Annotated in this window: 13 protein-coding genes; 2 read left to right on the forward strand and 11 right to left on the reverse strand. The window is 53.2% G+C overall.

Annotation, left to right across the window (positions count from 1 at the left end):
• Window positions 1-20: 20 nt before the first annotated feature.
• Window positions 21-383 carry an Asp23/Gls24 family envelope stress response protein gene (locus tag OCH80_RS00670; RefSeq protein WP_154547244.1) on the reverse strand — a complete coding sequence of 121 codons (363 nt, stop codon included), beginning with the start codon at window positions 381-383 and terminating at the stop codon, window positions 21-23.
• 186 nt (window positions 384-569) lie between these two features.
• On the opposite strand from OCH80_RS00670, the gene rpmB reads away from it, so the two are divergent.
• Complete coding sequence (gene rpmB, locus OCH80_RS00675; protein WP_154547246.1) at window positions 570-755, forward strand: 50S ribosomal protein L28; 186 nt, start codon at window positions 570-572, stop codon at window positions 753-755.
• A gap of 171 nt (window positions 756-926) precedes the next feature.
• Here rpmB and OCH80_RS00680 read toward each other — a convergent pair whose 3' ends face one another.
• The 10 genes from OCH80_RS00680 to gmk form a co-directional block, all read right to left on the reverse strand.
• Window positions 927-2,498 (reverse strand): ATP-binding cassette domain-containing protein, encoded by a 1,572-nt coding sequence (locus OCH80_RS00680; RefSeq protein ID WP_404537107.1) that lies wholly within the window; start codon window positions 2,496-2,498, stop codon window positions 927-929.
• A gap of 160 nt (window positions 2,499-2,658) precedes the next feature.
• On the reverse strand, window positions 2,659-3,345 hold the full coding sequence (locus OCH80_RS00685; protein ID WP_404537109.1) for a thiamine diphosphokinase: 687 nt from the start codon (window positions 3,343-3,345) through the stop codon (window positions 2,659-2,661).
• Window positions 3,346-3,354: 9 nt separating this feature from the next.
• A complete protein-coding gene (rsgA, locus tag OCH80_RS00690) occupies window positions 3,355-4,248 on the reverse strand; it encodes a ribosome small subunit-dependent GTPase A (protein WP_302188393.1) in 894 nt (297 codons plus the stop codon).
• Window positions 4,249-6,273 carry a Stk1 family PASTA domain-containing Ser/Thr kinase gene (gene pknB, locus OCH80_RS00695; protein WP_404537110.1) on the reverse strand — a complete coding sequence of 675 codons (2,025 nt, stop codon included), beginning with the start codon at window positions 6,271-6,273 and terminating at the stop codon, window positions 4,249-4,251.
• Complete coding sequence (locus OCH80_RS00700; protein WP_206988379.1) at window positions 6,263-7,018, reverse strand: Stp1/IreP family PP2C-type Ser/Thr phosphatase; 756 nt, start codon at window positions 7,016-7,018, stop codon at window positions 6,263-6,265. Before OCH80_RS00700 ends, pknB begins: the two co-directional genes overlap by 11 nt.
• 5 nt (window positions 7,019-7,023) lie before the next feature.
• Window positions 7,024-8,349 carry a 16S rRNA (cytosine(967)-C(5))-methyltransferase RsmB gene (rsmB, locus tag OCH80_RS00705; RefSeq protein ID WP_404537112.1) on the reverse strand — a complete coding sequence of 442 codons (1,326 nt, stop codon included), beginning with the start codon at window positions 8,347-8,349 and terminating at the stop codon, window positions 7,024-7,026.
• On the reverse strand, window positions 8,333-9,289 hold the full coding sequence (gene fmt / locus OCH80_RS00710) for a methionyl-tRNA formyltransferase (RefSeq protein WP_404537114.1): 957 nt from the start codon (window positions 9,287-9,289) through the stop codon (window positions 8,333-8,335). The genes rsmB and fmt overlap by 17 nt, the downstream gene beginning before the upstream one ends.
• 18 nt (window positions 9,290-9,307) lie before the next feature.
• The gene (priA, locus tag OCH80_RS00715) at window positions 9,308-11,695 is read right to left on the reverse strand and encodes a primosomal protein N' (protein WP_404537116.1); all 2,388 of its coding nucleotides are present in this window, start codon (window positions 11,693-11,695) and stop codon (window positions 9,308-9,310) included.
• 61 nt (window positions 11,696-11,756) lie between these two features.
• Window positions 11,757-11,978 (reverse strand): DNA-directed RNA polymerase subunit omega, encoded by a 222-nt coding sequence (rpoZ, locus tag OCH80_RS00720; RefSeq protein ID WP_154547260.1) that lies wholly within the window; start codon window positions 11,976-11,978, stop codon window positions 11,757-11,759.
• Window position 11,979: 1 nt separating this feature from the next.
• Window positions 11,980-12,594, reverse strand: a complete 615-nt coding sequence (gmk, locus tag OCH80_RS00725) for a guanylate kinase (RefSeq protein WP_154547262.1) — start codon at window positions 12,592-12,594, stop codon at window positions 11,980-11,982.
• A gap of 343 nt (window positions 12,595-12,937) precedes the next feature.
• Here gmk and OCH80_RS00730 point away from each other — a divergent pair, with 343 nt between their 5' ends.
• On the forward strand, window positions 12,938-13,243 hold the full coding sequence (locus OCH80_RS00730; RefSeq protein WP_404537119.1) for a hypothetical protein: 306 nt from the start codon (window positions 12,938-12,940) through the stop codon (window positions 13,241-13,243).
• Window positions 13,244-13,344 lie beyond the last annotated feature (101 nt).

The raw sequence follows: 13,344 nt of genomic DNA on the forward strand, positions 1-13,344 counted from the left end.
TCTCAAATCCTCCGCTTAGCCTAGTCATCAAGAACCTTGACGCCTTGAACGATCACGTTGACCGCCTTGGTGTCGATTCCCAGCTGGCTTCTTAAGTTATATTTGACACTGTCTTGTACATTACGACTTACTTCTGAAATTTTCAAGCCATAGCCGACAATAATGTAAACATCGACCGTAACTTGATTTTCCGTGGACTTGACTACAACGCCACGCTTGTAGTTTGCCCGGCTCAAGATGCTGCTTACGCCATCTCTAAGAGCATTCTTTGATGCCATTCCGACAACGCCATAGTTAGACGTAGCTGCACCACCAACAACAGTTGCAATTACACCGTTTGAAATATCAATCAAACCATACTTTGTTTTGATTTTAACAGCCATGTTCATCCTCCGTCTTTTCATCCAATATACATATTTATTTTAACATAACCTTGGGTAAAGCCAGCATTTTCCCCCTCATTTTTCCAGAAAATAGCGAAATACTTTTTTCAAAAAGGCGTTGAAATGCCCCAAAGTTTATGGTAAGGTTATTAAGTATGAGAACACAAGTAAAGGAGGTTTAGCAGCATGGCAAAAGATTTCGTAACCGGTAAGAAGACCACTTTTGGTAACAGACGTTCACACGCCTTGAACTCAACTCGTCGTTCTTGGAAGCCAAACCTTCAAAAAGTTCGCATTCTTGTTAACGGCAAGCCTAAGCGCGTTTGGGTTTCAACCAAGACTTTGAAGTCCGGTAAAGTTACCCGTGTCTAATTGACAGAAAAGCCCGTCAGATCAATGATCTGGCGGGTTTTATTTTGCTCTAAAAACGTGCATCAAAGTAATTTGTGCATCAGTTTCGCTGAAAAAATAAGCCTCACTTCGTTTGAAATGAGGCTTATTTTTGTTATTGAAAGCTTCTTGAGTAGTCGCGTACTTTTGGCTTTATTCTTCATCCAGCTTGACGACCCGGTCAAACATGGCCCTTTCTTCATCTGAAATCTTGTGGGCTACCTCAATTACTGTCCCAGGAAAGTTCTGCAGAATGGTTTGGTGGATCTGGCTGGACAGGCGTGGATCCAGAGCTGACGTTGCCTCATCCGCGAGCAAGACTGGCCGCTTGGCCAAGAGCGCGCGGGCAATCTCCAAGCGCTGCCCTTGCCCGCCTGAGAGCTTCTCGCCATTTTTGCCGACCTGGTAGTCCAGTCCCTTTTCCTGCACCAGACTGCCCAAGCCAGCCTTTTGGCAGACCGCCAGCAAATCCTCACGGCTGGCCTTTCTGCCTAAGGCAATATTGTATTCAATCGTATCATCGAGAATGTATGGCTTCTGCTGGACAAAAGCAAAATATTCATGAGCCTCATTCCAGCCGCCCGCCAATTTCTGGCCATTGATTTCGTATTCCCCGCTGGCCAGCGGAATCCGGCCGACCAGCACGTTCAGCAGGGTTGACTTGCCCCAGCCGGATGGCGCTTCAAGCAGGACCTTCTCGCCCCGCTTGACTTTTAAGTCCAGACCGTTAAGCAGGCGGCGCTTGCCAAGCTGCACGGTCGCGTCATCCAGTTCCAGCTCCTTAAAGGCCCTTTTCGCAGCAGGCTTTTTCTGGCAATCATAATTGGCCACTTTGGCAAACTTTTCCCAAATTGGACTGCTGGTCTTAATGTCATTGACTGAAGCAAAAATGCCAACGATTGGGTTGATAAAGTTGTTGGCCAGCTGGGTAATCATCATGAAAGTCCCAAAGCTGACCTGCTTCTGGGTCACAAAGTAGATCCCAATGCTTAATGGCAGGACCAGGCTGCAAATATAGGCAAAAGAGGTGATCAGCTCGGTCGTGATCAGCTGCGCCCGGTTCATCTTGGCTAAGGCCCTCTCCATTCGCCGGCTGTAATGCAGAATTCTGGAAAAAATACTGTCTTCAACGTCATACAGCCGGGCAAAAGAGGCAAAGCTGATAGTGTCAGCCATGGCTTCCGTATACCTGCTGTTCTCCTGCTCCCAGTCCTTTGAGGCCGCTTCAATTTTTGGCCCAAACAGGTTCTGCAGAATTCCGGGTGCCAATGAGGCCGCAAAGAAGATCAAGGACAAGTACCAAGAAGCCGCAATTCCTGCCGCAAAAGCCGCGACGAACTGCAAGCCGTTGAAGACGATCTCCAGTTCAGCTTCCACCCGGTGGCTCTCGACCTGCTTTAAGTCATTGGTCATGAATGACAGGTCAAGCTTGGGATCAGCATTTTCTGAATACAATAGGTACCTGCTGGCCCGCCGCTTGATCTCCAGGTTGACCTCTTTGATGATCTCCGCCTTCAAGATCCGGTAGACCAAGGCCAAGACCGCGAAGAGCAGAATGCCGGCAACGGCTTTCACGGTCATCTCAAGCAGACTGCCTTGCGGATTTTGGGCAAAGTTGACGAACTGCTGGAACATATAAGCGATAAACACCGCCTGCAAGGCCTTCGCCGCCGCGAAAATGATAAAAGCAAGCATTTTCCACTTGCTGGCATACTTTAATGTCATATTTTTCCTCCGTACCCTGATGATTATTCATTTAAGCGCTCAAATATGTTTCTTATCATACGACATAAATTAAATCCGTTCAACCTTCTTTTTCATTTTTTCTTAACAAAAAAGTCCCGCTTTTCAGCGAGACTTAAGTGAATTCGGTTATTCTTTGCCCTCAAACTTGGTCAAAGCGGATCAAGTCCTTGGAATATACGACCGCCACTGCCCCAGAGGCCAGCGACAGCTTAAAATCAGCCCTTCCCGGCAAAAATTCATTAGAGGTAAATGAGCGCAGGTAGTCCCCGTCATACGGCGCCAATTCATACAAGGCATCCTTGATCGTCAGCTGGCGGACCGGGGTCAGGCAGGTCACGCCAAAATAAGCGTAGTCCCCTTCCTGGGGAATCGCGTAGCTGCCCGCGTTGCGATAGATGATCAGATTCTGCTTGTCTTCCAGGCTGACCTGGTTGGCATAGGGACGCAGATCCGGATTCAAAATGCCAAAGAGATTGATCAATGAATGGTCCATTCGGCCGCCCGTCGCTCCATAAAGCTTGAGCCGGTCAAGCTGATAGTCTTCAAAGGCAATCCCCAGCATGAGCTCGGAATCAGTCCAATCCTTTTTGGGCACTGAGTAGCGGATATCAGGCACCACGCCCTCAACCCAGCTCAATTCATGCGGCTTAAGCGAATCAAAATCTCCTACCGCCAAATCCGGCGCCAGGCCCATCTCCAGCATAAATAAGGCGCCCCGGTCAACGCCAATCAAGAGCTGACCTGCTGCTTTTGCCGCGGCCAGCCGTTCTTTCAAGTCAGCGGGCCAGTTTTCCTTCGGCCCGCCCAGTAAAGCGCAAGCATCCATTTGTTATTCCTACTTCAAGTATTCTGGAATCCGGCCTTCAGAAATTTCCGTCCGCATGGCCAGATAGTCATCATAGCGGCTCTGCGCGATTTCTCCGGCTTCCAGGGCTTCCTTGACGGCACATTTGGGCTCCTTCAAGTGCTGGCAGCCGCGGAACTTGCAGCCCCCGGCCAGCCGCTTGAACTCGGCAAAATACCCGCAAAGCTCGTTCAGCTTGATCGGGGTCAGGTCAATGGCCGAAAAGCCTGGCGTGTCAGCCAAAAAGCCCGCTCCCAATTTAAACAGCTCAACTCTTCTGGTCGTGTGCCGCCCCCGGTTCAGGCTGGTCGAAATCGCCCCCGTCGCCTGGTTGGCGTCAGCCTTGATAAAGTTGAGCAGGGTGCTCTTCCCTGCCCCGGACTGGCCAGCCAAAGTCCAGATCCGTTCCTGGCCAATTGCCCCAGGCAATTCTGCAGCCAGAACGTCCCGGCTCAAATAGACCGGATAGCCGATCTTTTGGTAGTAGGCCAGCTGGTCCTTGATTTCAGCCAGCCGGTCTGCTTGGACCAGGTCGCTCTTTGACAGATAGATTGCGACATCAACCCCCTGCCAGGCAAAAAAGGTCAAGAAGCGATCCAGCAGCTGGAGCGAGAAGTCTGGCTCCACGGCTGAAATTACCAGCAGCACGTGGTCGACATTGGCCACGGCTGGCCGCCCAATCCGGTTCTTTCTGGGCATAATCTCCACCAGATAGGCCAAGCCCTGGTCATCCAGCTTGATCTTGACCCGGTCGCCGACCTGGGGCTTTTCTTTTGTCTTGCGAAAGACGCCCCGGGCTCTGGTTCGGACCAGGCCAGCTGAAGTCTCTACGTCGTAATAGCCGGCAATCAGTGAAATGACCGTGCCTTCTGCTAGTTCCGTCATTTAATCCCCGCTTTCATCTGCCGCAACGGTTTCATCAACGACCGTGTCGTCATCGCGCATGATCTTGATCTTCCCGTCACCCTTGGTCACGTTGAAGGTGATCGTGAAGTCCGTGTCCTTGGTAATGTACTGGTCACGGTAGATATTGCCCAGACTGTGATCGTCGTCTTGAATGTAGATGCGGATGTGGTTGCCTCGCCTTGAAGACGAGGAGGCCGATGAAGAATCATCATTATCGTCGTCGCTTGCGCTGCTTGCCGGAGCTTTGTAAGCCACGGAGAAGGTCTTCTTGACCGTCTTGTTCTTCTCGCCCTCTGAAATGGTAACCGCCAGGCTGTCGCCTTCCTTCATGCTGCTGCCGGCATCTGGATCAGTGGAAATGATCTTGCCGCTGGCCACCGAATCTGAATAGTCTTTCGTGACCTTCAAAGCCAAGCCCTTGGCCTTGGCGTAGTCCTGCGCCTCTTTCAAAGACTTGCCCGTCAGGTCAGCCAGCTTGAAGCTGGCCTTGCTGGAGGAACTGGCCGTTGGCCGGCTCTCCTCCTGGTCAAAACCCGCCGAAACGATCAAGGTGATCGCCTGCTTCTTGGCGTCAATCTTGCTGCCAGCCTTGACGCTTTGCGACATGACCAGGCCGGCATAGTATTCGTTTGACGGGGCTTCCTTGACCTTGACCTTGAAGCCGAGCTTGGTCAGCTTCTGTTTGGCCGCGTTCACGTAAGTCCCCTCAACGTCAGGCACCTTGGTCAAGACCGGGCCCTTGGAGATGACCAGACTGACCTTGTGCCCCCGGCTGACCGGACTGTCAGCTGGCGGCGTGGTCGAGATGACCTTGCCCTTCTTGACTTCACTTGAATTCTTTTCAACGACTGAGCCGATTACCAGCCCGGACCCCTGCAGGGAAGCCTTGGCTGCCACTTCACTCATGTTCGTCACGTTAGGCACGCGCACGTTGTTGTGGCCGACCGAAAGAACCATGAAGAGCAGGATGGCAAAGACCGGGAAGATTGACCCGATCCACCACCACTTGTACTTCTTCATGTTGGCCAAAAGCGAATGCTTCTGCTTCTTTGGCTCCTGCTGCTCTCTGGACGCTGCTTCCTGTTTGGCCGCTTGCATGACCTTGCCGTTGAAGGCAGGCAAGATCTTGGTCTTGTCGTCATTATTGTGGCTCGGCCGGAAGAGCGGCTCATTGAGGCGGCTTGGATCCAGACTGGTGTCCAGATCGGCCTTCATCTCGTCAACTGAGGCATAGCGGTCCCGCGGATCCTTGGCCGTCGCCTTTAAGACGACGTTTTCCAAGGCTTGGGGAATATCCTTGTTTTGCTTGCGCAAAGAAGGGATCTCGTCTTCCGCGTGTTTCAAGGCAATGACCACTGGCGTTTCACCATTGAACGGCACCTGCCCGGTCAGCAGCTCATACAAGATGATCCCTAAAGAATAAATATCTGACTGTTTGGTCACCATTCCCCCGCGGGTCTGTTCTGGTGACATATAGTGGACTGAGCCCAGGACCGAATTAGTCTGCGTAATCGTCGTTTGGTTGAGGGCTACGGCGATCCCAAAGTCGGCAATCTTGATGTTGCCATTTTCATCCATCAAGATGTTCTGCGGCTTGAGGTCCCGGTGGATGACCCCGTGCTTGTGGGCCAAGGACATGGCCGAGAGAATCTGGTCCATGATCTTGATCACCTTGGGCAACGGAATTGGCGTATTGTCCTGGATGTATTCCTTCAAATCCGGACCTTTGACGTATTCCATCACCATGTAGGGCAAGCCGTGGTCGGAGCCCACATCAAACACTGACACGATGTTGGGGTGGCTCAATTCGCTGGTGGCCAACGCTTCTCTTTCAAAGCGGGCCGTCACCTGCGAATCCTTCTGCAAGTCCAGGCGGATGATTTTGACGGCAACCTGTCTTTTCAGGATAATGTCGTCAGCCAAGTAGACGTTGGCCATCCCGCCTTCACCCAAAGTATCAACGATGCGGTATCGATCTCCAAGCAGATAACCCTTATTGATCACTCGCACCATCCTCCTCATTTTGTACAAGGCATACGGTAATGTTGTCTCCGCCGCCCAAGCGGTTTGCTTCGTTGATCAGCTTGTTGCAGCGGTCTTTCAAAGACAGCCCCTTGGTGGCCAGAATCTGCTGGATCAGCGGATCTGACAAGGAATTGGTCAGGCCATCGGTGCACAGCAAGAAAATGTCGCCATCCTTCATGTCAAGCTCATTGTATTCTGGATCAATGGTGCTGGACACGCCCAAGGCTTGGGTAATGATGTTCTTCTGCGGGTGGTTCTTGGCCTGCTCCTTGGTGATTTGGCCCATCTTGACCAATTCATTGACCAAAGAGTGGTCCTCCGTCACCTGGATGAACTTGCCTTCTGAGTAAGAGTAGGCACGGGAGTCGCCCAGGTGGGCAATCAGGACGTCCTGGTCAAAAAAGATGGCCAAGACGATGGTCGTCCCCATCCCATTCAGGTCCGGGAAGCGGTCCGCGGCCTTCAGGATGGTCTCGTTTTCCGACCGCAGCTGGACGTCCAGCCACATTCTGGCCATTTTCTTGTCATGGAGATCAGTGGTCAGGAAGTTGTGGCCCAAATGGCTGACTGCCATGGTTGAGGCCACGTCCCCGCCTTGATGGCCGCCCATCCCGTCGCAGACGACGGCCATGGTCACGCCGGCTTGATTTTCAAAAATCTGGACAAAGTCCTGGTTGCTCTTTCTAACTCTACCAATGCTTGATGCAAATGCCGTCTTAATCAAAAGTACTAACCTCTAGTCGTAAACTTGGCAATAAAGAATCCGTCGCTGTGATAAGTATCCGGCAGGATCTTCAGCATCCCGCTCTGACTGGCGACCTTCTCCGTGGCAAAAGGCTTCAGCTCAAAGTCCGGGTGCGTTTCCAAAAAGTCGCGCACATTGTCCTCGTTCTCTTCAACTGAAATGGAGCAGGTTGAATAAACCAGCTCCCCGCCCTGCTTCAGCAATGGAGCCACGTGATCCAAAATTGCCAATTGAATCTTCGCTAAATTTTTCAGATCTGCCATGCTCTTAGTATACCTGATTTCTGGCTTGCGGCGCAAAAGTCCCAAACCCGAGCATGGTGCATCTATCAATATCTTATCAAATTGCCCGGCGGAAAAATACTCCCCGGCCTTTCTGGCATCAGCCGCCTTGGTGGAAACCTGGCCGGCGACATGCATTCTGGCGGCATTTTGGCGAACCAAGCCCAGCTTGTTCTCGTGAATGTCCAGGGCCGTCACCTGCCCGGCCGGCACTTGCTCGGCCATCTGGATGGTCTTGCCGCCAGGGGCTGAGCAGGCATCCAGCACCTGGTCGTCAGGCTTAAAGGCAAAGGCTTTCGCGACCAGACTGGCTGCCTCGTCCTGCACGGTCAGCAGGCCTTCCTTAAAGAAAGCACTTTGAACGATCCCCCCGCGGCTGAGCGCGTATGAGCCAGCGGTCAGACTGGACGGCTGCGGGTCAAAGCCAGCTTCCTGCAAGCCTTTGACCACGCTGCCTTCAGCGGCCAGGGCAGAAACGCGCACGTCGTTTTTGGCCGGCTCATTCAGGCTAGCCATGATCTTCTTGGCCCGGTTCTGACCCCAATTGTCAAAGAAATAAGTCACCAGCCATTCAGGCATGGAATACTTGACGCTGGAATAGCGCGGCTCATCCCCTTGATCCGGCAAAAGCTCGCCCCGCCTTTGCAAGGAGCGCAGCACCCCGTTGACCAAGCGGTAGCCGCCGGAGTTGCGGCGGCCAAATTCCTTGGCCAGCTTGTTGGCTTCGTCCAGGACGGCCCGGGTTGGCACCTTGTCCAGGAAGAAGATCTGGTAGGCCGACATCAAAAGCAGGGGCTTAAGATAGCTTTCCTTGAGCTTGCCCTTGACCAGGTCCTTTAACTGGTATTCCAAATACAGCTGGTACTGGATGGTCCCGTAGACCAGCTTGGTGGCCAGATTCTGGTCTTCTCTAGCCAGCTTGGCCTCCTTCAAGGCATGGTTGAGGCTGATATTTGAATATGAGCCCTGTTTGATGACCTTGATCAAGGTGGCCAGGGCCACTGAACGGGCACTAGTCTTTGTCTTCATCGACAATCCTTTCTCCTGGCACGAACTTCTTGCCCTGGCCGTTCAAGAAGTCCTTGATCTTCATGGCCTTCTTGCCAGTCGGCTGCACTTCCAGCAGGTTCAAGACCGTGTTGTCGGCAAAGCTGATGGCAAAGCGGCCTGAGTTGGTCAACAGACACCCGGCCGGCAGGCTGGAGTTGTCTGAGGCGACTTCAGCCCGCCAGACCTTCAAGCGCTGCCCTTTGACCAGCAAGTATGCGCCTGGATCCGGGTTCAGGGCTCTGACCAGGTTCTTGGCTTCTTCAGCCGTCATTGAGGTCAGGATTCTTTCCTCAGCCTTGCTGATGGTTGGGGAGAAGACGACCTGGTCTGGGTCTTGCGGCTGCTTTTGGCAGCTGCCGTCGGCAATTTTCGGCAAAGTCTCCAGCAAGAGCTGGCTGCCCAGCGACGCCAATTTCTCAAAGACCGTGCCCGCCGTATCCTCTTCGCTGATTGGCAGGGTGGCTTGGGCATACATGTCGCCGGCATCCATTTCCTTGACCATTTCCATGATGGTCACCCCGGTCTCCTTGTCCCCGTTCCTGAGGGCGTACTGGATTGGAGCGCCGCCGCGGTATTTAGGCAAAAGCGACCCGTGCACGTTGACGGCCGCGATCTTGGCGGTCTTCAGAAAGCGGCTTGGCAGAAACTGGCCAAAAGCCGCCGTCACGATAAAGTCCGGGCAAATGTTCATCAAGACCTCGTCCAATTCCTCTGAGCGGGACAAGCGGGGCGGCTGGTAAAGCGGCAGCCCGTGCTTTAAGGCCAGGTCCTTGACTGGGGAATAAACGATCTTCTGCTTGCGGCCAACCTTCTTGTCCGGCTGGGTGACAACGGCCTTGACGTCATAGCCTGCTTTGACCAGGCCTTCCAAGACCGTGGCGCCGAATTGCGGCGTCCCTAAGAAAATTACTGAGTTCACTTTGATTATTTTCTCCTTTTACATGATTCTTTCCGGTTCACTGTCAATGTCAACCGTTAAACCATATTTTTTGATCTCCTGCGCGTCGTCTTGAATTTGATGCAGGAGCGCGTTCAAGCGCGGCTCTCTTTTATATTTTACCAGTATTTGGTAATAATACTGATTTTTTACCCGACTAATTGCCGCCGGGGCCGGCCCAAGGATGATCGTGGGCGCTTTAAGCCGCGCCTGCAGGCGGCGCTTGATCTTAAAGGACTCCCTGGCGGCATTCTGTTCATTTTTGGAAGCAATGGAGATCAGCACCGTGTAGAAGTAAGGCGGATAGTTGCCCGCGTGGCGCATCTGCATCTCCTTGCGGTAAAAAAGCTCATAGTCCTGCTTTTGCGCCAAGCTGATGGCATAGTGATCCGGGTTGTAGGTCTGGATCATGACCTCCCCATCCTTCTCGGCCCGCCCAGCCCGGCCAGCAACCTGGGTCAGCAGCTCAAAGGTCTTCTCTGAAGCATTGTAGTCAGGCAGCCACAATCCGGTATCGGCATTGATGACCCCGACCAAAGTGACGTTGGGAAAGTCCAGCCCCTTGGCGATCATCTGCGTCCCCAACAGGATATCCGCTTTTCCATTGCCAAAGGCATCCAGAATTTTTTCATAGCTGCCCTTGCGCCGGGTGGTATCCACATCCATGCGCAAGACGCGGGCCTGAGGGAAGAGGGCCGCCAATTCTTCCTGCACCTTCTGGGTGCCCGTCCCCAAAAAACGGATCTGGCGGCTGCGGCAATTCGGACACAGCTCCGGCACTGGCTCGGCGTGCCCGCAGTAGTGGCACTGCATCATGCCCGTATCCTTGTGCATGGTCAAGGACAGGTCGCAGTTCGGACACTTTAAGACAAAGCCGCAGTCCCGGCAGAGCATGAAGTTGGCAAAGCCGCGGCGGTTCAAGAGCAGGATGACCTGCTCTTTCTTGGCCAGACGCTCGCCAATCGCCGAAGTCAGCTTGACCGAAAGGTCAAACTGACTGCCGGCAAACTGAACGTGCTTAAGGTCAACCAAGTCGACCTTGGGCAAGGGCTGGCGGTTGGCCCGCTTCTTCAGGGTCAAAAGCCGGTAGACCCCCTTTTGGGCCCGGGCGCGGGTGCCCAAAGCCGGCGTGGCACTTCCCAAGACCACGGGGCAGTGGTGGTACTTGCCCCGCCAAATCGCCACCTTGCGCGCATCGTAGCGGGGATTGCTGTCCTGCTTGTAAGAAGCTTCATGTTCTTCATCAATGACGATCAAGCCCAAGTTGGCTATCGGGGCAAAAACGGCGCTGCGGGCGCCAACGACCACCCGGGCCTCGCCCCGGCGAATCCGGCGCCATTCGTCGTACTTCTCCCCTTCTGAAAGGCCGGAGTGCAGCACTGCCACCTGATCGCCAAAACGGGCTTGGACCTGCTTGACCATCTGGGGGGTCAGGGAGATTTCCGGTACCAGCATCAAAGCGTTGCGGCTATTTTCCAGGGCCTTGCTGATGGCGTGGAGGTAGACCTCCGTCTTCCCGCTGCCGGTCACGCCTTCCAGCAAGAAAGTCTCGCTCTTTTTTCGCACGATATCGGCACTGATTGCTTGATAGGCCTGCTCCTGCTCATCGTTTAACGGAAGCGGGCGCTTGTTTTTCAGTGGCTTGGCCACTTGCGGCTTGCGGTAGACTTCGGCCTGCTGCTTCTCCAGCCACCCCTTCTTGACGGCCGCATTCAGGTTGCCGGCCGCCAAGCCCAGTTTTTCCAGGTCAGTCTGCTTCTTCGGGTAGGAAGCCCGGTCTTCCAGCAGGTCCGTCAGCAAGAGCCGCTGCTTGGCCGCGTTGGCCCGCAGGCCGTCCAGGATGGACTGGTACTCCGCTGGCGGCAATTTGGCGCTATAGACGGCGACCGTCTTCTTCTTGGCCCTGTTTTCAACCAGGTATTCAATCCTGGCATCCCCGTTTTTCAAGAGCTGGCGGGCCAAGGCCAGGTCTTTGGGCGTCTTCAGCTCATTGACGTCCAAGGGGTCGCCTTGAAACATCAAGAGCTCCTTGGCCCGCTCGCTGGCCGGCACCAGGAGCTTGCGGTAGCCCGCCCGCATGACGCCCGGCAGCATGGCCTTCAAGATGCTGATCCGGTAGGCAAAAATATCCTGGGCCAGGTCGCTGGACAGCTGGACCAGTTCCGGAGTCAGCGGTGCCAGCTCGTCCAAGACCAAGAGCAGGTCCTTGAGCTGGCCGGGATAGTCCGTCCGGTCGGTCAAGCCAACAATGAAGCCCTGCACCTTCCGCCGGCCAAAGGGCACGACCACTCGGTCGCCAATGCTGACTTCAAGGCTGGCGGGCACGTGATATTCAAAGACGCGGTCGGTCTGCTTGGCCGCCACGTCGACGATGACTTGTGCGATCATTTTCTCACCTTTCGCGCTACAGAAAAAAAGAGCGGGCTGGACGTCCGCTCTAATTTAAGGATTATTCTTCAGGATCACCGTGGTGATCTGGGTCAACCGTCACCTTGCCGGCAGCAATTTCTTCCAAAGCCTGGCCAACTGGCTTCAGGTTGTGGTAGTTGTCCAAAGCGCCAGGCTTGCCGGCTTCAAGTTCATGGGCTCTCTTAGCGGCCAAGACTGACAGTGAGTATCTTGAGTCAATCTGGTCCAACAGCTTGTCAATTGATGGATAGGTAATGCGCATTTTAGTCCTCCTGTACCATTCTCCGATAGTCATCGATCACGCGTTTCACGCTGACGTGTTCGGCGTCAACAATGGCTTTGATGTGGGCCACGGCATTGGCGACCGTGTCGTTGACAACCGCGTAGTCATAGTCCTGCATCACCAGAATTTCCTTGCGGGCCTGGGCAATCCGACCCCGGATCACTTCTTCTGATTCAGTGCCCCGGTGCTCCAAGCGATCACGCAAAGTGTGCAAATCTGGCGGCGTCAAGAAAATAAAGACGCCATCTGGCATTTGTTCGCGAACCTTTCTGGCCCCGTTGACGTCGATTTCCAGCAAGACGTCCTTGCCTTGGGCCAGCATCTTCTTGACCGGACCCAAAGGGGTGCCATACAGGTTGCCGACATATTCATTATATTCCAAAAGCTGGTTGTCTTGAACCGCCTGCTGGAACTGCTCTCTGCTGACGAAGTAGTAGTCTTTGCCGTCAACTTCGCCTTCGCGTGGCTTGCGCGTGGTCATTGAGACTGAATATTCAAAAGGGAAAACCTTGTGTTCAACGATTGCACTTTTGACAGTGCCTTTGCCAACACCAGACGGTCCTGACAAAACCAACAATAATCCTTTATCTGCCATGATAGCTCCTTTTTTGACTAATAATTCTATCTTGGACCATATCACAGGTCAGGTCAAGTAATTAACTGAAAAAAGTCATTCCCTGGCCTGATCTGGGCCACTAATGGCTTTTGCAGATATTATAATTCAGCCCGCCCTGGCCGGCAGCAGCAATTTTCAGAATTTTTTCGAACAAATTTTCGCTTTTTGCTTGCTTTTGTAAACGTGCGTTCGTATAATACTAACTGTAAAGATTGAACGGACGTTCGCGAACTTTCTCTTCGGCCAATCTGCAGCTAGCTATCAACAGCAATTCAACTGATTATTTACAATTTACCAATCTTCGAAAAGGGGTTTTACCAATATGACTCAATTTGCATCACTGGCTCAACAAGCCGTCAAGCCGTTTAAGAATGCCTTTCACTACCTGTTTGGCTACGACCTTGACCGTCTGCGCATTCTGCCAGACAGCATGGACGAGAACATTGCCAACCTCCAGCGGGCTTTCCTGCACCGGGAATATGCCCTGATCACTTTTGACAACGGGGACGTCCAGGTGGGCCAGATTACCAAGCGCATCTCATCCAGCCGTTTCGTCCTGCGCGACGCCGACAACAAGATCTTCTACCTGATCGACGTCAACCACATTCTGACCGTCGAGCTGCCCTAGAACTGGAGTTCTGGTGCTGTGATTTGAGATACATAAAAAGCTTCTAGAAGTTTTTTCACTTCTGGAAGCCTTTTTTATTTTGTTCGTTAGAATCTTTTTTG

Origin of the sequence: Lactobacillus sp. 23-2, assembly GCF_044902225.1 — a bacterium.
Classification (GTDB): Bacteria; Bacillota; Bacilli; order Lactobacillales; family Lactobacillaceae; genus Lactobacillus; species Lactobacillus absianus.

Bases quoted from the DNA above. Each gene is read 5' to 3' on its own strand.
- OCH80_RS00670 (WP_154547244.1), bottom strand. From the start codon at position 383: ATGGCTGTTAAAATCAAAACAAAGTATGGTTTGATTGATATTTCAAAC.
- rpmB (WP_154547246.1), top strand. From the start codon at position 570: ATGGCAAAAGATTTCGTAACCGGTAAGAAGACCACTTTTGGTAACAGA.
- OCH80_RS00680 (WP_404537107.1), bottom strand. From the start codon at position 2,498: ATGACATTAAAGTATGCCAGCAAGTGGAAAATGCTTGCTTTTATCATT.
- OCH80_RS00685 (WP_404537109.1), bottom strand. From the start codon at position 3,345: ATGGATGCTTGCGCTTTACTGGGCGGGCCGAAGGAAAACTGGCCCGCT.
- rsgA (WP_302188393.1), bottom strand. From the start codon at position 4,248: ATGACGGAACTAGCAGAAGGCACGGTCATTTCACTGATTGCCGGCTAT.
- rsmB (WP_404537112.1), bottom strand. From the start codon at position 8,349: ATGAAGACAAAGACTAGTGCCCGTTCAGTGGCCCTGGCCACCTTGATC.
- priA (WP_404537116.1), bottom strand. From the start codon at position 11,695: ATGATCGCACAAGTCATCGTCGACGTGGCGGCCAAGCAGACCGACCGC.
- rpoZ (WP_154547260.1), bottom strand. From the start codon at position 11,978: ATGCGCATTACCTATCCATCAATTGACAAGCTGTTGGACCAGATTGAC.
- gmk (WP_154547262.1), bottom strand. From the start codon at position 12,594: ATGGCAGATAAAGGATTATTGTTGGTTTTGTCAGGACCGTCTGGTGTT.
- OCH80_RS00730 (WP_404537119.1), top strand. From the start codon at position 12,938: ATGACTCAATTTGCATCACTGGCTCAACAAGCCGTCAAGCCGTTTAAG.